Genomic DNA, 19,819 nt, shown 5'->3' with positions numbered 1-19,819 from the left:
TCTTGTACTTATCATGTCTCGCAAGCTTTTCCTTGCGGTCGATATCACCTAATTTACCCTATAGCAGCTTCAATCTCCCCAAGGACCATGATTTTACCCGTTCTGGCATCAATATACACAACCATTTTGTTCCCTGCCGGATAGACCGCTTCTACGACCCACCCGTCATAGATGATCCTGTTCGTGTTGTCATGAAGCACCAGCCCCTTCTTGAAGGTTGCTTTCCATTCGGCTTCAGAATCAGGGTCCTTTTCTTTGGCTATTTGCAATGCCGTCTTCTCATCAATTAGCAAAGGGGTATCGTTCAATGTCTCCCTTAAGCTTGCACGGATAGCAAGAGCAGCCGCCTCAGCATAGGTTAGGTAACCGTGGACGCCGAAGCTTTGACCGTTCCGTCCCTCCAAAAGGCCATCTCCGTAAGCAACAGCGATTTTATCGGAGTCAAAAGCATCGCGATAATCTGCAAACGCTTCTTCTGCTTTCATTTTTTCCTCCGCCGTTGCGCTTCTTGGATTTTTCCCCAGCTTAGTTATTCCGACTACCGCTCTGTCCCGTAGTATTCCACCATCCTTGTCATAGGCAAGCGTATACATAAACGCTTTCTCCTTCAAATAAGCAGGCACCGGCAGCCCTGAAATGAGCATTTCATGCCACAAACCAACAGGAATATTGCGTTCGGCGTTCATCGGATCTTGAAAAGCACGACGCAGTACCTTAAGCATCGGCTTAGGAAGCTTGCTGTTTTGGTAGGCAGTCCCCAGCTCTTCGCTGAGCCAATGGTTTGCCGGCAGATCCGGCTTGGCATACGCCAATTCCCCCATTACCTTAAACATCATAGAAATGGCCTCGGCATTCGTCAGCTTATCGTTCGGCCTAAACTTTTCTTTCACCGAATCATCCAAAATGCCATGTACATACGCGATCTCAATCAGACCTCGCTGCTTATCGCTAATATCCTGGAGATCCAGCAGCGCTTTTGCTGACTTTACTTCTTCCGCAGACCAGCTTCCCTTAAAGTAAGAACCGATTAACAGCTTTACCATCCCACCGACAGCATTTTCACGGGTAATCTCCGTCCCTTGCCCCAGCCCGTGAACATACATGCTGATCCAGGCATCACGATTTTTTGCCGGCAAATCCGCCGCCATTTTAAGAGCCGTCGCCCAATCATCGAGCAGTATGGGTTTATCCAGCTTGCCAGAGTCCAGCACATTTCGCTGAAATGAATCCCACTCTTTCTGCGTGATCGTACCTTGTGTCGAAGCGTTGTCCCTATAAGGCACGATATATTGCTTGTAATCCTTGAGCTCCTTTATCACCCAATGGGTTTCCTCCACAGCCCCGTACGCGGTACTTCCGTAAGCCACGAAAATAGATAATATCGAAACAATCAGCTTCTTTTTCATCGCTATCCCCTTTTCACAAATTTTCTCCCCTGCAATGGATTAGACGAATAATTTGTAAAAAAGTTCCATCGTTCTTTGCTGCATATTAGCAACTATCGTTTAATTTTTATGTATTTGTATTCAATGCCATTACAGCATCCAAAACCGACTGAACGTGATTCTTAACCCTCACTTTACTCCATTCCTTGACGATATATCCCTCTTCATCTATCAGGAAAGTGGAACGAATTATTCCCATATACTCACGGCCGTACAGCTTCTTGAGTGCCCATACACCAAACTTTTCAGCTACCTGATGATCAGGGTCTGAGAGCAATAGAAACGGCAGTTCATACTTCTCAATGAACTTATCGTGGGCTTTCAGCTCATCTGGGCTAATTCCGATCACTTTTACACCGAGCTTTGCAAACTTACCATTATAGTCGCGAAAATCACACGATTGCTGGGTACAGGTTGGCGTGTTGTCTTGTGGGTAAAAGTAAATGACCAGCTTCTTCCCTTTGAAATCCTTTAAGGATACTTTTTTCCCGTTGGATGCAGGAAGTGTAAATGCTGGTGCCAAACGCTTGGCTGTCTCTGTCTCTATCTGTATCTTTTTGCTCATCTATGTTCTCTCCTCTATTTAACACTCTTAGGTATATCCATTATGCGCCATTTGAGGTTGGAACATCAAACCTCCATTTCCAAAACTCCGGTTGAAGAGTTCATTGCCCTTAAACCTGATTTAGTTATCATTGATATTCAACTGCCCAAATTTGACGGGTTTCAAATAAAAAGGTGATCCGAAAAGCGCTTTGAGAAAGAAAAAAGCTGCTACGAGTCCTGAAGACTTCGTAAGCAGATTTATATCACTGTATGCCACCTAAGAGATTTGGAATACTTGCTCTTCCAAGTGCTACGATGTAGTCATTTAGTTCGGTTGTGACTGCATTTTGTTTATATTTAATGTTATCAAACCTTAGACTAGTGCCATACTGAAACTTGTTATCCCCAATGGTTAGTTCCATCTCGTACAGAAACCCAATCCAGGTTCGTTGATCATTGGCTCGGACAAGCTCAATTCTTTTCAATTTTGATGAAATATCCTCCAGAGACTTTGAATCTGTAATGGCCAGCTTATTACCATCGCCGAATCTGACATCAATTTGTTTAATGCCATTAAAATCTGTCTTCATTAATGCTGAAAGTGCAACTGGTGTCTCATCCTCAGGCTCCACCACCTCAATATCAAGTGCTGTGTATTGCACAGGATAGCTTTGCAATATGGCTCCTGTCGTCCATACGTGCAGCCAATCTCCTAGTTTTAGATCCTCAAACTTACTTGAAGCGTTACTGTCATTCGTTACGATGATGGCATCTTTTTCGAGACTCACCCAAAACTTCTCTTTTTTCTTGCATTCTTTATCAGAACAGGCTTCAGGATTGACAAGGAGCATCTTTTGTCCCTCCTTATCCAATTCGGATATATACCCAACCAACTCCTCTTCTTTCGATATAACCAAAGTTGTAATATCAAGCGAGAAACGTGATCCTATGGCCTTATAGATGGCATCTTTAATCTGACTTTTCTCCTGCAAGCTCAATTCCTCACGGTGATTTCCTAGCTTAAGAAGCTGAAGATGAAAGGCACCATTGGGGTTTTCACCCTCAGACTTATAAATACTCATTGGCTTAACAGAAAATTGCTTATACACATTTTCTAAATGATATATTCGATCCTGCAAGTTTTCAGGTAGCGGAGCTGTAGGATTAGGGGATGGGAGCTCATAAACCCTTTTCACCTCAGCTGGGGGAACAGCAACTTCTTCTTGGTTCCCGACATTAGACAAACCAAATGCAATAAGAGTATGGACTTCATTGGTCTACTGCACCTCAATCTTTAGATTCTTTACAAGTTAGACGCGATAAATTTCCAATTGTTGCATAAAAAACCTTTTTACTCAAAATCCATGAGGTATTCCTTACAGAGGCTTGGTGCTTGGCGTAACTGAAAGTTGGTGCCACTGAATTTCAAGGAGCCAACTCTAGAGGTATGGGAGCACACTTTCTGCATTAAATGTATTTCGTACAGTTAATTATCGCCATAACGACCTATTGGAGAGATTTAGCTGCATTTTGTGCAGGTAATCTTACGTGAATGGGTCCAAACCCTCATTCCAGACACAATTAGATGTAGGAAATGCAGCAACTGCGCTCAAAAATGCGGATGTTGTGAAATTTGATGTATTTTTTGCAGCTAATGTTATTCCCCCTGGAACTGTTTGGCGCTAGATAAGATTGGCACAGCCAATTTAGGAGTAATAAATCCGTTAGAGAGTGCACAAAAAACCTTCCTCCGCATAATCCCTGAGAGATCACGTGAAAGAAGGTTCGGCAGGAGCTATTTTATAAATGCCTCAACTTGTCAGGATTAACTACGAGATAGACAGCAGCAATCTGACCATTAACAACATGGAAGGAAGTCACATTATACGGTTGGTCATCATCGTAAGCCACAATGCCCAATTCTCCATTCACAGTTGTTAATGAATACCTGAAGCCAGGCGGCACTTTGGAGAGAACCCCAGAAAAGAACATGGCGATACGTTCCGCCCCCATTATAGGCCTAACAGCGGCTTTCACCTTACCTCCACCGTCAGAGTAAAGGACAGCATCCGCTTTGACGATGTTCAATAACTGACCCATATTGCCAGATACTAATGCCTGCACGAATTGTTCCACGACGGCTGAATTTTGTTCCATTACAGGCTGCTTATGCTGTTCCTTAGGATCATCTTCGCGATCCGGAAAGCTGCTAATGGCGCTTTTGGCCCTACGGAAAATTTGCCGGCAATTCGTGCTGCTTTTCCCAGCAATCTCGGCAATTTCGTCGTACTCGTATTGGAGTACCTCTCTCAATAAGAATACCGCCCTCTCTACCCACGACAACTGCTGCAGCAGCAATAGGTATGCGGTTGAAAGGGACTCTTTTTGCGAGTAATAGAGATCAGGTTCTGTCTGATTGTCACCACTCGTTATAAGCGGCTCCGGCAGCCACGGACCTACGTAGACCTCGCGCTTTTTGCTGGCGGAACGCAGCTTATCGATACACCGATTGGTCACGATTTTGCATAAATACGCTTTAGGATTGTGGACATGCGCCGGATTCGTCTCATTCACATACAGAAATGCCTCCTGCACGACATCCTCCGCATCCATGACACTCCCAAGCATTCGATAAGCTAATGAGAACAAGAGCGGTTTATACGATGTATACACCTGCTCAGAAGATCCGGCTAACTCCATACCGCACAGCTCCTTACTATATTTAGATGATATGGCAATTTTACGCTAGGTGGCTTACTTTTAAAATAGCCTCTGCCGCTCGTTTGGCGCTTGCCGCTGATGCGTCTGCGAGCATTTCACCATGACTGACCCAGTCCCCAGCCACATAGAGGCCGCGAATTCCCTGAACAGACGGACCTGTAAACCTATCTGACTTACCTATATGCATATAGTCGTGGACAACCGTAATATCAGGCAGGAACTGTCTTGCGACAACCTCATGTTCCCAGCCTGGATGAAGTGCATTCATGGCAGCGGTTAGCACTTGCTCGTCTGTCTTTGGATCACTTTCTCCAGGTCCGTTATACTTCACCATATGCACAACTAAGGTACCATTATCGCTTAGTTTGGCATGAACGGTGTGATGGGAGAAAAAAATGGGCTGATCCAGCGCAATAGCAACATCCCGTCCACGGACGGGCAGCTTCTTCAATCCTAAATCAAGGCATGCCGCTTTCGATGGACGGGCCTCATCCTTCCACCGTTTCAGTACCGTGAGATCGGCATCACGAACAAGCTTGTAGGTCTCAGAAGCGGAAGCGGTGCTGATCACGTTTGAGATTTCTAAATATTCCTCATCAGCAAGCTTAAGCTTTTGAACTTTGCCATCCTCATGTATGATCTCCTTCACATCTTTGCCTCTAATGATATGCACCCCCGCTTGAACTGCTTTATCATGCAGCTGATCCACGATCGTTTGCCAGCCGCCATGGAGGTATAGAACTCCCTTAAGTGAACGCTGTACTTGTGCCAGTACGGGACCCGCCAGCTGGTAATCTGGATCGTGCGTATATGTGGCGGTTCTGCACAGCGCATAGAAAATATGACGCACCATCGGATCAGGAATCTCACCTTCAGCCCAATCCCTCAAGGTTGCATCTCTTAATGTGGTTGTATCGAATTTGTTTAATTTCATAACCAGTCGCAGGAGAGTCATTTTACCAGACCAAGATAGAAGCTTAGATGTTAACATACTGATCGGACTCGCTGGCATCGGAAGAATTTGATTGTTCCAGATGGCGTTCACTTTGGATGAAGGCGTTCCCCCCTCTATACGAACTCCAAGCTCTTGTAAAATCGAATACGCCTTCCCAGCGCGGTATAACGCATGCCCGCCTAAGTTAAAGAAAACACCATTTTTCTTATTCGTAATGGCTCTGCCGCCTAAGCGCCCCGATTTCTCCAAAATCACCACTTTATTTCCACCCTTAGCTAATTCGATGGCCGCAATTAATCCGGCTAAGCCTCCGCCAATAATTGCTGTGTCGTATTTGTTCATGTTTATCACCCTCCGTTTTCGCTTTTCATTTATAAGGCGAAATAGGACGGTGTTTTGTGACAGATACGGTTTCAAAATTAAAATTTACTTGTGGATATCTCGATCTGTGGATATGTTGACACTATGCATGAAAGTTATACACAATGGGACTTTTCACCCTGTGGAATTGTGGATAAGAATGTGGATAGAATGATCAAGTTGTACTTCGTACATCAGGCAAACTAATCCACGTTTTCCACGCCAATGTTGCAAGTGATGTAACATTTCCAGCCAAAAGTAGCTCCATAGCCATATAATAGCTTAAATTGTTGCACAACCTAGACTGCCGAAATTTAGTTCTACATCGTCTTATAGGCTCGTATGAGGTGCCAGATGAATGAAGTCTCTTCTCTGTCGAATGATGTTGTAAAAAGTGCAACATTTCCAGCCCAGATCCCGCCAATATCCCCTCGTTGTTGCATAATGTACAACAATTTGGCCCTAATCTGGCCTTTTCGTAAGAAATGGGCCCAAAATGTTGTACACTGCAACTTCAAGCTGCAAAACAGCCTTTGGGCTTGTGAATTGTTGTAGAACATACAACATTAGCTGCCGAATGGCTCATAAATCGAATCTTGGAGTTATACCTGCCAGTTGTGAGAATGAATCTACGGTCTCCAACATACAGAATTTTGGGCTCGTCCCGAAGAAATCAAGGAGATTGCTCCTCGCTTTGCAACTCGCCTTCCCAATTCCCACTTTGTGTGTGTGTGTGTATGGGTGGGTGTGCCCCCCTTTCAAAAGAGTAACAAATAGTCACAAATTTTCATTCATCAATGGTACCGCAACGCGGCATGGAAGTCTTATCTACCAAGGATTCAACGAAGCGCAAATCAGCTTTTTAGAATGGCTGCATTTATACATCCTTTTTACCTCTTATTTAGTTCGGTAAATAAAATGCCTGCAAAAATACACTTTTTTGCAGCTACTTCTCAGGTACAAGCAGAAACGCTGCAATAATACTGTATATTTGCAGGAATTCCTCCCTAATCGTCGGATTCGATTGAAAAGCCTGCACTTATGCAGGCTTTTTCAGTAGATAAAGAAGTATAACCTCTTTTATACTTTCTACTAATAAAAAAGCCCAGCTCCTGCTTTTAAGCAAGAACTAGGCTTTTCTGTTTACTATTAAGATCCCGCGCCGCGGTACCGTTTCACACCTATATTCCAAACCGTAATCCCAAAAATGCTGAAACCAATACCAACAACCGGTGTCAGTAAGGCGAACCACTTCCAATTCTCTGGATCGATGAAATAAGCAGCCGGATAGAAACCGACGAATGCGAAAGGCAGAATCCACGTCAAGATCGTTCGGAGCAATTTATTGTAAATCGTAGCTGGGTATCGCCCATAGTTCTGGATGTTCCAAATCAGCGGCAGAATCCCTGTCGGCGCATCAGAGAAAAAGGCCAGCGATGTCAGCGAGATGTATACTCCTGCATAAATGAGAATCGATCCAATCACCAGTACGATAAAGACCAGTGGATCATGCCAATGAAATGGGATACCGAGCTTAGCCCAAGAATAAATCATAACAATTAAACCTGCTAATGCGCTAAAGAGTGAAGATGGACTCAGGTTTTCGAGCATCAATTGCCATAGATTGTAGGCGGGACGCGTCAGGATGCGGTCCATCTCCCCTTTGACAATATAACGTTCACTAAAGCCCCATAAGTTAAAAAAAGTGATGAATATGCCGTATGGAATCATAAAATAACCGTAAATGAACAAAATTTGTTCTTGATTCCAGCCGCCAAGCGATTTTGTTTGCAAAAATACGACGAGAATGAAGAATAGATTCAAACCGTTGAACATCAAATCGGAAAGAACCTCAATCCAGAAATCGGATCGGTAGGTGAGACGTGTTTTCATGTAATTCTTCAAATATTCCACAACTAGGGAGACATAAAAACTCATGTGTTAACCCCCCTGTACGAATAAACGCGTTTTAGATTTAACCCATAGGACATAGATCGGAATAAGTAAGACCAGGAACCACAGCACTTGGACACCAAGGTTTTGGAATATCGCAGAGCCTGTAATTTTTCCTGTGAAAACAGCGCTCGGCAAGTAAGTAATCGCTTGAAAAGGCAGCCACTCTAAGACCGATTTGGACCATCCCGGGAAAAAGGAGATCGGAATAATTAAACCGGAGAACAGGTCGACGGCAACGCGCTTCATGCGCATAAGACCTTCGTTATTTTCCAAGAAAAAAGCAAATAATCCCGTAATAATATTGAGCTGCGTATTAATCAGAAAGCTGAAAAACAGCATCACGAAGTAGATAATCCATAGGCTTGGATCGGTTGGGAACTGAATGGGCAAGAGCAGCCATATGAAGATCATTCCAGGTGTCGTGAAGAGAAGAAGACGGAATACACCTTCTCCCAGTCCTTGCATCATTTTCACAAAAACGTAGTTATAAGGACGAATGAATTGGATGGCTACACTGCCGTCACGAATTTCGTTGGCGATCTCGCGATCTAAGTTATTGAAGTAAAAAGCGCGCCCCATCCAAGAAATGGCCACATAAGTCGTCATCTGACCTAGCGTCAGGCCGCCAATTATAGCTTGCTCACCATAAATTGCTTTATATACAAAATAATAAGAACCAATATTGAGTGCATAGATCAAAATGCCGCTGTAGTAATTAACGCGATAAGCGAGCATCATGAGAAATCGCATGCGAATAACTTCTAAATAAGCACTAAACATGGGACGCCACTCCCTCTGGCTGCGGCACTTCCTCTTGACGTTTCACATCGGCTGAGCCGGCTTTATAAATTTCACGGACGATATCATCCGTATTCGTTTCATTGATTTTGATATCTTGGATTTGCAAGACGCCGACTACGCGGCTAAGCACCTCAGAAACATTGGCTCGTTCGTGCGGAATGAACACTTTGGCGGACAGCTCATTTTCAAGCTGCCAAGCAACATCTAGGCCTCGCGTAAGCTCTTGAAGACGAGCCAGTGTTGTAGGATGCTCAAATTGCAGCACGACTTCTTTGCCTTTGCCCCATTTCACCTTCAGCTCTTCGAGTCCGCCATCATAAATAATACGGCCATCATCGAGCATGATAACACGGGAACACAATGCTTCAATATCCTGAAGGTCATGCGTTGTAAGCAAGATCGTCGTTTCGTAACGCTGATTAAGCGATTTGAGAAATTCGCGAATTTCTGTTTTCACCACGATATCTAGACCAATGGTCGGTTCATCGAGGAACAGAATCGCTGGATTATGAATAAGGGAAGCGGCTAACTCACATCGCATCCGCTGACCTAGACTTAGCTTACGAACGGGACGTGATAATAAATCGGATAATTGCAGACGATCGACGAGCTCGTCGAGACGCTTTTTGTAATCAGCTTCCGATACCCGGTATACCTTTTTCAATAGTTGAAAAGATTCGACAACACCGATATCCCACCAGAGCTGACTGCGTTGACCGAAAACAACACCGATTCCGGCTACGAATTTCTCACGCTCTTTAAATGGTACGAAACCATTGACCTTGATATGTCCTGATGTAGGTACTAGAATACCCGTCAGCATTTTGATGGTAGTCGACTTTCCGGCTCCATTTTCACCGATATATCCACAAATTTCGCCCTTAGGAATTTGAAAGCTGATGTCTTTCACAGCTGTAATTTGCTTATATTCTCTTTGGAATAAATCTTGAAATGCGCCCTTTAAACCCCTGCGGCTCTGCTGAACTTGAAATTCCTTGCGCAGATCTTGAACATCAATCGCTAACATAAACTTACCCCCTGTCTGTGTAGACTCGGCTACATATAATGGCGAAAAACGCCGTAACTTGCTATCGAAGTTTCATAACATCTATAATATGGATCATAAAGATGAATTGTACAACACACTCATGATACATGAATTCTGTAAGAAAAAAAAGTACAGATTACCTCTACCTACGAAAGGAGCGCTGAACCTTTGAGAATTATAAAACGAACTCTGCTCCTGATCGGCTTGCTGCTTATGGTGGTAGCTGGTTATTATTCATATTCTTTCTATAATTTCGCGAACAATATCTCCCATAAATCGGACAAACCACAAGGCAGTGGTACTATGATTGCCCAGAATATTAAAGATAAAGGGGATAAATTTATCCCACCCAAATGGGAAGGCAAACAGCGAGTCAACATTTTGCTTCTAGGCGGAGATTCGCGTGGGATGACGAAGAATGAGCTGCCCCGCTCAGACAGTATAATGCTCGCTTCGATTGATCCCGTGACCAAGAAGGCCCACCTTTTCTCTATTCTTCGAGATACCTATGTGAAGATCCCAGGTGAAGGTGAGGATCGTATCAATACAGCCATTACATCAGGCGGTCCGAATTTAGCGATGAAAACGGTCAGCGATTTGCTCGGCATCCCTATTCAGTACTATGTTTATACCGACTTTAAAGGGTTCATTGCACTTATTGATGCCGTTGGCGGGATTGATATTGACGTCGAGAAAGATATGAAATATTCGGACTCAGAAGATGATCATGTGTATGATATTAATCTGAAAAAAGGGCCTCAGCATCTCGATGGCAAAACAGCTTTGCAGTATGTACGCTTTCGACATGATGCTTTGTCCGACTTCTCGCGTACGGAACGTCAGAGAAAGTTCCTAACAGCGGTCGCTCAAAAAATGCAAGCAACCTCTTCCTTAATTAAGCTGCCAAGAATTCTAAATGCCATCGATCCTTATATCGATACGAACCTGAGTGTGACGGATATGCTGAAGCTCGGTACTCTTGGTTATGAGGCGAAAGCTGACGGAATCGTAAGCTCCCAATTGCCGCCAACTGATCTGCTGATCGAGAAAAACGTCCGCGGCGCCGCTGTCATTACGGCGAATAAAGAGAAGCTGCAGCTATATGTGAAGGATCTTTTTGCAGGGAAGGCTGAGGCTGATTCTGGTCCTACGAAGCCATCGCCATCGCCTTCGTCCTCACCGAAGTCTTCGGTGAAGACGACGAAGTGACGTGGCGTTGCAGGACGATATGAAGTGATTAGGCGTTGTAGGACAGTACGAAGTGATTAATTAATTGAGATTTTATGCCTCTACTTGGCTATAGGGCTTAGCGCCCTTCGAGTAGGGGCTTTTTGTAAGACGATAAACGACTACATAAATAAGAGACTATACGACTACTTTACGTAAAGGAATGATACTTATTATGGAACGCAAACTATCCGAGCAGTTATATCAAGAAGCACTGAAACATATCGTTGGCGGGGTCAACAGCCCTTCCCGCTCATTCAAAGCCGTCGGCGGCGGCGCGCCCGTCTTCATGAAGCGTGCGCAAGGCGCACACTTCTGGGATGTAGACGGGAATCGCTTCATTGACTACCTCGCCGCCTATGGCCCTATCATTACCGGTCACGCGCATCCGCACGTGACCGAGGCGATTTGCCGCGCCGCACAGAATGGCACGCTGTACGGCACCCCAACCGAACTCGAGATCGAGTTCGCCAAGATGCTGAAGTCGGCGATTCCTTCGCTCGACAAAGTACGCTTCGTCAACTCCGGCACAGAGGCCGTGATGACGACAATTCGCGTGGCGCGCGCCTTCACGAAGCGCACCAAGATCATTAAGTTTGCCGGATGCTACCACGGCCACTCGGATCTCGTGCTTGTGGCGGCCGGCTCCGGGCCGTCCACATTAGGCACGCCGGACAGCGCGGGCGTGCCTGCGAGCATCGCGCAAGAGGTCATTACGGTGCCGTTCAACGACATTCCGGCACTCGAGGCCGCGCTTGCGCGATGGGGTGAAGAGATTGCCGCGGTGATGGTGGAGCCCATCGTCGGCAATTTCGGCATGGTCATGCCCCATGCCGGCTACCTCGAGCAGCTCTGCGCAGCTGCTCGCAGACATGGTGCCCTCGTCATCTACGACGAGGTCATTACGGCGTTCCGCTTCCATTACGGAGCGGCACAGACCTACCCCGGCCTCCCACTCATGGAGGGCGGCACTTCCGAGGCGGCGGCGCGCTTCGCCGCCGTGGAGCCGGACCTTACGGCCCTCGGCAAAGTGATCGGCGGCGGGCTGCCGATCGGTGCCTACGGGGGCCGCAAGGCCGTGATGGAGCAGGTCGCTCCGCTCGGACCTGCTTATCAAGCCGGCACGATGGCGGGGAACCCCGCCTCCATCTCGGCCGGCATCGCCTGCTTGGAGGTGCTCCAGCAGGCCGGTGTCTACGCCAAGCTCGAGCAGCTTGGCGCAACACTTGCCGGCGGCATCGCCGAATCCGCCGCAAGGCACGGCATCGCCTTGACGCTCAATCGCATCGGCGGCGCCTTCTCTACCCACTTCTGTGACCATCCCGTCACAAACTATGACGAAGCACAGGATACCGACGGCGAACGCTTCGCTGATTTCTTCCGACTTATGCTGGAGCAAGGCATTAACCTCGCTCCGTCCAAATATGAGGCGTGGTTTATGACCATCGCCCACACCGAAGACGACATCGCGCAAACGCTCGATGCCGTTGATCAAGCTTTCAAAACCATGAAAATGCGTTAAAATGGCTCCTCGTGTATTATCTGTTGCGGGTTTGGGTTACTGGTTAGCTGTATTAGTGATTAGATTATTAGGTGTTAGATGTATCAGTGGTTAGTGGTTAGTGACTGGTGACTGGTGGCTAGTTGCTAGTGGCTGGTCTGGTGACTGGTGGCTAGTGGCTAGTGGCTAGTGGTAATGGCTAGTGGCTGGTGGCTGGTGGCTGGTGGTTAAGTGTTATGGGTTGATAGCCCAGGTTTGGCATTACGAGATTCCATTGGACAAAATACAATGAAATCAACTTAAATACCCTAAAATTCATACTTTCATTGGAAAATATCCAATGAAATCTGATTTCCCCCATTTTTTAGGGCACTTTCATTGGATTTTATCCAATGGAACCATTTTATCCCCATGACCAATAATACTCTAGCTCTCCAACTCCGGGGCTGGGGCTGAGGCTGAGGCTGCCTCTCGCTCTTGCTTTTGCTTTTGCTCTTGCTCTTGCTCTCGCCCTTGCTCTCGCTCTCACTCTTGCTCTTGCTCTTGCTCTCGCTCTCGCTCTCGCCCTCGCCCTTGCTCTCTCTCGTTCTCGTTCTCGCCCTCTGCTCTCTCTCTCACTCTTGCTCTTGCTCTTGCTCTTGCTCTTGCCCTTGCTCTTGCTCTTGCTCTTGCTCTTGCTCTCGCCCTTGCTCTCGCTCTCACCCTTGCTCTTGCTCTTGCTCTCGCCCTTGCTCTCGCTCTCACTCTTGCTCTCTCTCGTTCTCGTTCTCGCCCTTGCTCTCGCTCTCACCCTTGCTCTTGCTCTTGCTCTCGCCCTTGCTCTCGCTCTCACTCTTGCTCTTGCTCTCGCTCTTGCTCTTGCTCTTCCTCTCGCCCTCTGCTCTCTCTCTCTCTCACTCTCGCTCTTGCTCTCGCCCTTGCTCTCGCTCTCACCCTTGCTCTTGCTCTTGCTCTTGCTCTCGCCCTTGCTCTCGCTCTCACTCTTGCTCTCGCTCTTGCCCTTGCTCTCGCTCTTGCTCTTGCTCTCGCTCTTGCTCTTGCTCTTGCTCTTGCTCTTGCCCTTGCTCTTGCCCTTGCTCTTGCTCTTGCTCTTGCTCTCGCTCTCGCTCTTGCCCTTGCTCTTGCCCATTCTCTCGCCCTTGCCCTTACACTTGGATCATCCACACAATCACAACAACCTCCCTAGTAGCCCCAACTTCTCCCTCTACATGTCCCAGAAACGAACTATGATCCTATATGGATTGTAGTTCGTTCGTATTTCAAGAGTACCCCAAGCCATGAGAAATATGGTTTTATTCACCAGTATGCAAAAAAGGTAACGCTTACATTTGTGATTTCGATCTGCAACTATTGTCGGATGAAGTTTTTCATGCTATTCTAAGATTACTTTTACCCTTTTCGCGAAATGTCTTGTTTTCATAGTATTTTCCTAGAAAGTTAGGGCATGATTTACAAATTCTTTGCCGATTTTTGTGTGTAATGCCTTACTTTAATACAGGTCGATTAGAGCCTCATTTTGAGGGGATTATTTCCTTGGAATTGGTATGCTATTCAATAATATTGCATTTTTATTCACATTCTTGCATATTTCGGTTTTGACCCTTTTGTGGGTAATTCCTTGAAAATGCTAGGGTTGCGGGCTCATCAATGCCAGAATGCAAGAAGCGTAGTGCAAGAGGAGTTTAAATATGTATGGGAGGTGACGGTCAGGCAACTGACCAGAGCAATGAATGAATTGATGCGTAATGAAGGCCGTTTTCAAGATCTACTAGGAACCGAACACGACAGCTGCGGTATTATTTGTATTATTGAAAAGAATGGTCACCCTTCCCGTGATAACATCCAAAAAACGATTGAAGCTCTTGTAAAAATGGAGCATCGTTCGGGTTTTATCAACGGTGAAGGCGATGGCTGCGGTATTTTAACGGATATTCCACGTGCTCTTTGGGAAAAGAAATTAACAGATGCGGGTCAGGACGGCAAGCTTGCCTACGACAACCGTTTCTCTGTTGGACATATCTTTGTTCCACGCAAGCTTGACCTGACCGTTACCGAAATCCAGAATGGCATTCGCGAGCTCTTTGCTTCCCATGATGTATCCATCATTCTTGAGCAAGAGAATCAAGTCGATAGCAGCGTCTTAGGCCCTAACGGCCTAAACGATGAGCCTACTTTCTGGCAAATCGCAGCGATTAGCAACAAAACAGAAGGCCAGGTAGCTGATCACCTTTATGAACTGCATATCGCAATCGAAGATAAATACAACGTTCACGTAGCAACTCTAAGTAATGTAACATCCGCTTACAAAGTGCTTGGAGCAGCAAGTATCCTTCCTAAATACTTCAAAGATACGTGTGATTCTTTATTTGCTTCCCAAGTTACAATCGGTCACAACCGTTATTCCACAAACACCTTGTCCAGCTTCTTCCGTGTACAACCGTTCTCGCTGCTCGGGCACAATGGTGAAATCAACACGATTAAGAAACTTCGTATTGAAGCAGACATGGTTGGTGTACCGCTAGTTAGCGGCGGTTCTGACTCCCAAGACATGAACAGAACGATTGAAACGTTCATTCACCGTTTTGGATTGTCCCTTTTCGAAGCGATGGAAATGGTATTCCCTCCTATTATTAATGAAATGAAACAGTTCCGTCCGGAACTTCAAGATTTATATGTGTACTACCGTCAAGTATGGGGCCATTTCGCACAAGGTCCTGCTGGTATCGTTTCTCGTTATGGCAACGAATGTATTTTCAGCGTGGATGCGCTTGGTCTTCGTCCGGTATGGATGGTTGAGAGCGATACTTCCTTATACTTCTCCTCGGAGCAAGGTGTTATTACGGTTGGCGAAATGGTTGCTGATCCGAAACCAATTGCACCAGGTGAAAAAGTGGGCGTTGTGCTCACACCAGGTGAACACGTTCAAGTTATTCCTTACCATGAAGTGCAAACTTTAGTGTACGAGCGCGCTAGCAAACGTCTGAATATTGGCGGACTTCGGAAATATCTGAATCCTGTCAAAACCGATGCTCAAGCTGAGCTTAATGAGAACATTGTAGCGACAGACCAATTGTACAGTGCTTTTGGTTGGGATCGTGACGGTATTCAACACATCGAAACGATGTCTGAAACAGGTGCAGAACCTATCCGCTCCCTGGGTCACGATTCACCTCACGCTGCTCTTGCTTGGGAACGCCAGAACGTGCCTGACTTCATTAAAGAAAGCGTAGCGGTTGTTACGAATCCTGCGATTGACCGTGACCGTGAGATGGAGCATTTCTCCACACGCATCATTGCCGGTACTCGTACTCCTGTTTATGCGCAAGTAGATAACAACCTGCGTCTTGAGCTTCTAGCTCCACTTGTACTCGAAGGTACGAATGGCGTAGATAGCGAAGAGCACTTGTCACAACCTTCTTATGAGCAATTGTTAGCCCTGTTCCGTGCACAAGGAGATAACGCTGTAGCCGTGCTTTCCGCTACTTTCGCTAGAGGAACTTCTCTAAGTGATGGTTTGGACGCTCTAGCTGCTGCTGCTATCGCTGCTGCTCGTGGTGGCGCTGCTCTGATCGTTCTTGACGATGCAGATGCTCACCAAAATGACCGTTTGTGGCTTGAGCCGCATCTTGCCGTTTCCAAAATCGATATCGCACTTCGTGCTGAGAAGCTAGGTTTCGGCGACAACCTGCGCCGCCATGTTACTTTGATCTTGCGTTCCGCTGCGATTCGCAGCTTGCATGATATCGCTGTAGCTTGCGGTCTTGGCGCAGACGTAATCTCACCTTACTTGTTGTTCTCAACGGCTTCCGATAAAGAAGGCAATGCCGCAGCAGCTCGTAAAGTGTATGCAGCACTGACGAAAGGTCTGGAGAAAGTTATCTCCACGATCGGTACTCATGAGCTTCGCGGTTACACACGTTTCTTCTCCTCCATCGGCTTCCATCCGGAAGTTGCTGAAGTGTTAGATATCGTGAACTACCTCGGCAGTGAAAAAGCGGGAACTGGCTTTGCCCAGCTCGAAGCTGATGCTGAATTACGTTACACAGACTTTACAAATCCAAAAGCAAAAGCAGCGAAAAACTTCCGTTTCTTCCAACGTATGTGGAAAGCATTAGGCGACGCCGCTTCAGGCGCTGCTCCTTATAGCGACTACCGCGACAAGCTGCGTGAAGAAGAGAAGAAGAACCCGATTTCCATTCGTCACATTGCTGGATTCAACATTGACAAAGCACTGAGCGAAGGCCGTAAGGCACTCGATCCGTCGCAAGTTGATATCTCCATTGGCGGTCATTCCTTGCCGATGCTGATTTCTTCGATGTCATTCGGTTCACAAAATGAAACAGCTTTCCGTGCCTACGCTGAAGCCGGCGAACGCCTGAACATGGTTACCATGAACGGCGAGGGCGGAGAGATTAAAGATATGCTTGGCCGTTACAAAAAAACGCGCGGTGCGCAAGTCGCATCCGGACGTTTCGGTGTTAACGTAGAATTAGCTAACGCGGTCGCTTTCCTTGAGATCAAAATCGGTCAAGGGGCTAAACCGGGTGAAGGCGGTCACTTGCCAGGTTCCAAAGTAACAGCGAAAATCGCTGCTGCTCGTAACGCAACCATTGGTTCTGACCTGATCTCTCCTTCTAACAACCATGACATCTACTCGATCGAGGATTTGGCGCAAATCATTTCCGAGCTCAAAGAAGGTAGCGGTCGTAAAGCGAAAATTATCGTTAAAATCCCGGTTGTACCAGGTATCGGTACGATTGCGGTTGGTGTAGCGAAAGCAGGCGCTGACGTTATCACACTTTCCGGTTTTGACGGCGGTACAGGCGCGGCTCGTATTCACTCCTTGACTCACGTAGGTCTTCCTACGGAAATCGGTACAAAACTTGCTCACGTTGCTTTGATTGAGGCTGGTCTTCGTCACCGCGTTGAGCTGTGGTCCGATGGCGGTCTGAAATCAGGTTCTGACGTTGTTAAAATGGTTATGCTCGGTGCGAACCGTGCAGGTTTCGGTAGTATCGCTATGCAATCGATCGGCTGTACAACTTGCCGCGGCTGTCATTTAGATACTTGTCACGTTGGTATTGCTACACAAATCGATTCCATGGAAGAAGCAGAAGAAAAAGGTCTTCGCCGTTTCGTACCTCGTCAATTCGACGTAGCTGTAGACAGCTTGGTTCGTTTGTTTGGCGGTATTGGTGAAGAAGTACGTGAAGTCGTTGCTTCCCTTGGTTTCAAAAGCTTGCAAGAACTCGTTGGCCGTTCCGATCTATTGGAACAAATCAGCCACGTAGATCGTATTGATCTGTCCGATATCCTTCGTCCGGCTCCGCTTCAGTTCATCTCTGATGCTGAAAGAGCAATGGAAGAAGCTGCTGTATCATCCGATATCCGTATCGCTGCAGGTGCAGAAGGTCTAGAATTCTTCCCAGAATCCTTGGCTCTTGATGCTCCAATCGTGCGCAACTGGTCCAAAGTGGATGCTGAGTCCCGTATTCTCGGAGCTCGCTATTCCAGCCATCGCGTAAGAGATCGTTTCGACGGCAGCTACGATGAATTACCGCCAGTAGCGCTGAACTTTATCGACGGTTCTGTACCAGGAAACGGTTTGGCTGCATTCAATGCTCGCGGCGTAGACATTACTGTTCACGGCGGCGCTGAGGATGGTCTTGGTAAAATGGCCTTCGGTGGTAAAGTTGCTATTGTTAAATCACTTAGCAAAAACAACACCTTCATCAACGGCAGCGTTGGTAAATCGTTCGGTTACGGCGCACAAAAAGGCTTGTTCTTGATCCAAGGCAGTGCAGATACACGTGCATGTATCCGTTTCTCGGGTGCAGACGTTGTATTCGGTGGTGAGATCACAACCCCACTTCGTGATGAGCTTGGCGGACTTGCCGCTCGCGCGAACCTCAAAGGCTTCGCGTTCGAGTACATGACAAACGGCCGTGCCGTGGTTATGGGCGATCCAGGTCCGTGGATTTGCGCAGGTATGACAGGCGGCGTGATCTACCAACGTCTCGTGCCAGAAATGGGTCTAGATCAAGCAGCTATAGAACGTCGTATCGCTAAAGGCGCGAAAGTTAAACTTGAGACCATAGGCGTACAAAGCAAAAAAGATCTTACAGAGTTGCTCACAGCCTACCACGCTGAGCTTGCTAAATCCGATCAATCCGATGCAGCAGCAAAAATCGAAGGTTTGCTAAGCAATCTTGAAGCTAACTTCATCCGTATCTCCCCGGTCAACATGCAAGCTGACCAATCCGTTGCTACGGAATAGATCATCCAAAAAGCTCCACAGGACCTTAACAGGTCTTGTGGAGCTTTTTGATGGGAAGAATTTGCATCGCGTGCATAAAATATATCCAACCATCGCATTTTATTAATGCAGCACCCATCCGCATACCATAGGAGGTTTTTAGCTATGAGCCACTCGAAACGCCGCGATGAAGCAGCATGGAAAAGCCGCAAACAAGCTCACAATCCACATGGTAAGGTGAAGTCTCTGGAGGAATTCGCCAGTGAATATGAAGCGGAACAAAAGAAGTAAGTAACTCCCCCCTCACCCGTCGAAAGAGGGACCAACACAAAGAACCCGGTAATTCGTTTCTAGTGAAACGCGGTTATCGGGCTCTTTGGTATCCATACACTAAGTCCTAAGCAGGCATTTAATGTGACAAGCGAATGAGTACGGTTTTAATTTCAAACGACGTAAAGGAAAGCTGGTAGTGGCCGTCTTCGCCTCTCAGCGTCTCTAATGGGTTTTCCATCAAATCGGCTAGCACTGCCTCTCTGTGAGGAACATGAACCGAAAGCTTGATATCGCCATCAGATACACCTGCAGTCTTCGTTCGCTTAACGTAAAAAATTCGATTTTAGAGTCATTCAGCTTTCGGAGGGTAGATGGGCATTAGTAGTTACCAGTGTTGTATTTTTTACAACAATTCACACGTCAAAAGGCGATTTCGCAACATGAAGTTGCATTTCGTACAACATTTTGAGCCTATTTATTGCGAAATGGCCTGTATTGGACCAAATTGTTGTACATAATACAACAAAGAAGGGAGAGAGGCGAGATTTTGGCAGCAATTGTTGCATTTTTTACAACATGTTACGGATGATTGAGTGGATACTTGAACTTATATGATAGTGGGTGAAGCACCTTGTATATACCAAACAAGCCGATACCTGTTGAACACTGAAACCAGCTTGCAGTATATGGAGCTTGTGCTCTTGGGTTTTTCTGCATTGTTATAGCATGC

Annotated in this window: 14 protein-coding genes; 4 read left to right on the top strand and 10 right to left on the bottom strand. The window is 46.5% G+C overall.

What is annotated here, in order from left to right:
• Positions 1 to 53 precede the first annotated feature (53 nt).
• The 8 genes from ASG93_RS18335 to ASG93_RS18300 form a co-directional block, all read right to left on the bottom strand.
• A complete protein-coding gene (locus tag ASG93_RS18335; protein WP_056834021.1) occupies positions 54 to 1,406 on the bottom strand; it encodes a PepSY domain-containing protein in 1,353 nt (450 codons plus the stop codon).
• Between the two features lie 106 nt (positions 1,407 to 1,512).
• Complete coding sequence (gene bcp / locus ASG93_RS18330) at positions 1,513 to 2,010, bottom strand: thioredoxin-dependent thiol peroxidase (RefSeq protein ID WP_056834019.1); 498 nt, start codon at positions 2,008 to 2,010, stop codon at positions 1,513 to 1,515.
• 244 nt (positions 2,011 to 2,254) lie between these two features.
• The gene (locus tag ASG93_RS18325; protein WP_162262863.1) at positions 2,255 to 2,983 is read right to left on the bottom strand and encodes a DUF3221 domain-containing protein; all 729 of its coding nucleotides are present in this window, start codon (positions 2,981 to 2,983) and stop codon (positions 2,255 to 2,257) included.
• A gap of 808 nt (positions 2,984 to 3,791) precedes the next feature.
• The gene (locus ASG93_RS18320) at positions 3,792 to 4,691 is read right to left on the bottom strand and encodes an RNA polymerase sigma-70 factor (protein WP_056834016.1); all 900 of its coding nucleotides are present in this window, start codon (positions 4,689 to 4,691) and stop codon (positions 3,792 to 3,794) included.
• 40 nt (positions 4,692 to 4,731) lie between these two features.
• On the bottom strand, positions 4,732 to 6,009 hold the full coding sequence (locus ASG93_RS18315) for a phytoene desaturase family protein (protein ID WP_056834014.1): 1,278 nt from the start codon (positions 6,007 to 6,009) through the stop codon (positions 4,732 to 4,734).
• 1,167 nt (positions 6,010 to 7,176) lie between these two features.
• A complete protein-coding gene (locus ASG93_RS18310; RefSeq protein ID WP_056834012.1) occupies positions 7,177 to 7,965 on the bottom strand; it encodes an ABC transporter permease in 789 nt (262 codons plus the stop codon).
• Positions 7,966 to 7,968: 3 nt separating this feature from the next.
• A complete protein-coding gene (locus ASG93_RS18305; RefSeq protein ID WP_056834010.1) occupies positions 7,969 to 8,763 on the bottom strand; it encodes an ABC transporter permease in 795 nt (264 codons plus the stop codon).
• Entirely contained in the window at positions 8,756 to 9,811 is a 1,056-nt protein-coding gene (locus tag ASG93_RS18300) for an ATP-binding cassette domain-containing protein (protein ID WP_056834008.1), read from the bottom strand. The genes ASG93_RS18305 and ASG93_RS18300 overlap by 8 nt, the downstream gene beginning before the upstream one ends.
• A gap of 234 nt (positions 9,812 to 10,045) precedes the next feature.
• On the opposite strand from ASG93_RS18300, the gene ASG93_RS18295 reads away from it, so the two are divergent.
• Both ASG93_RS18295 and ASG93_RS18290 read left to right on the top strand, forming a co-directional pair.
• A complete protein-coding gene (locus ASG93_RS18295) occupies positions 10,046 to 11,041 on the top strand; it encodes an LCP family protein (RefSeq protein ID WP_056834038.1) in 996 nt (331 codons plus the stop codon).
• A 193-nt stretch (positions 11,042 to 11,234) separates the two neighbouring features.
• Complete coding sequence (locus tag ASG93_RS18290; RefSeq protein WP_056834006.1) at positions 11,235 to 12,581, top strand: glutamate-1-semialdehyde 2,1-aminomutase; 1,347 nt, start codon at positions 11,235 to 11,237, stop codon at positions 12,579 to 12,581.
• A gap of 382 nt (positions 12,582 to 12,963) precedes the next feature.
• Here the strand turns inward: ASG93_RS18290 and ASG93_RS35175 are convergent, their stop codons facing one another.
• Positions 12,964 to 13,689 (bottom strand): hypothetical protein, encoded by a 726-nt coding sequence (locus ASG93_RS35175; RefSeq protein ID WP_056834004.1) that lies wholly within the window; start codon positions 13,687 to 13,689, stop codon positions 12,964 to 12,966.
• Between the two features lie 609 nt (positions 13,690 to 14,298).
• Between ASG93_RS35175 and ASG93_RS18280 the strand changes: the two genes are divergently transcribed.
• Entirely contained in the window at positions 14,299 to 18,837 is a 4,539-nt protein-coding gene (locus ASG93_RS18280; RefSeq protein WP_082614955.1) for a glutamate synthase-related protein, read from the top strand.
• Between the two features lie 144 nt (positions 18,838 to 18,981).
• Positions 18,982 to 19,107 (top strand): DUF6254 family protein, encoded by a 126-nt coding sequence (locus tag ASG93_RS36415; protein WP_235550886.1) that lies wholly within the window; start codon positions 18,982 to 18,984, stop codon positions 19,105 to 19,107.
• Between the two features lie 118 nt (positions 19,108 to 19,225).
• Here ASG93_RS36415 and ASG93_RS37200 read toward each other — a convergent pair whose 3' ends face one another.
• Entirely contained in the window at positions 19,226 to 19,378 is a 153-nt protein-coding gene (locus ASG93_RS37200; RefSeq protein WP_414858876.1) for a hypothetical protein, read from the bottom strand.
• Between the last annotated feature and the right edge of the window lie 441 nt (positions 19,379 to 19,819).

Origin of the sequence: Paenibacillus sp. Soil787 (genome assembly GCF_001429545.1) — a bacterium.
In the GTDB taxonomy this organism is placed as follows: Bacteria; Bacillota; Bacilli; order Paenibacillales; family NBRC-103111; genus Paenibacillus_E.
Note: the sequence above shows the minus strand (reverse complement) of the source record. Positions and strands in the feature narration are given on the sequence as shown.

Coding starts and splice junctions, on each gene's coding strand:
- ASG93_RS18335 (WP_056834021.1), bottom strand. CDS start 1,406: ATGAAAAAGAAGCTGATTGTTTCGATATTATCTATTTTCGTGGCTTAC.
- bcp (WP_056834019.1), bottom strand. CDS start 2,010: ATGAGCAAAAAGATACAGATAGAGACAGAGACAGCCAAGCGTTTGGCA.
- ASG93_RS18320 (WP_056834016.1), bottom strand. CDS start 4,691: ATGGAGTTAGCCGGATCTTCTGAGCAGGTGTATACATCGTATAAACCG.
- ASG93_RS18315 (WP_056834014.1), bottom strand. CDS start 6,009: ATGAACAAATACGACACAGCAATTATTGGCGGAGGCTTAGCCGGATTA.
- ASG93_RS18310 (WP_056834012.1), bottom strand. CDS start 7,965: ATGAGTTTTTATGTCTCCCTAGTTGTGGAATATTTGAAGAATTACATG.
- ASG93_RS18305 (WP_056834010.1), bottom strand. CDS start 8,763: ATGTTTAGTGCTTATTTAGAAGTTATTCGCATGCGATTTCTCATGATG.
- ASG93_RS18300 (WP_056834008.1), bottom strand. CDS start 9,811: ATGTTAGCGATTGATGTTCAAGATCTGCGCAAGGAATTTCAAGTTCAG.
- ASG93_RS18295 (WP_056834038.1), top strand. CDS start 10,046: ATGGTGGTAGCTGGTTATTATTCATATTCTTTCTATAATTTCGCGAAC.
- ASG93_RS18290 (WP_056834006.1), top strand. CDS start 11,235: ATGGAACGCAAACTATCCGAGCAGTTATATCAAGAAGCACTGAAACAT.
- ASG93_RS35175 (WP_056834004.1), bottom strand. CDS start 13,689: ATGGGCAAGAGCAAGGGCAAGAGCGAGAGCGAGAGCAAGAGCAAGAGC.
- ASG93_RS18280 (WP_082614955.1), top strand. CDS start 14,299: ATGCGTAATGAAGGCCGTTTTCAAGATCTACTAGGAACCGAACACGAC.
- ASG93_RS36415 (WP_235550886.1), top strand. CDS start 18,982: ATGAGCCACTCGAAACGCCGCGATGAAGCAGCATGGAAAAGCCGCAAA.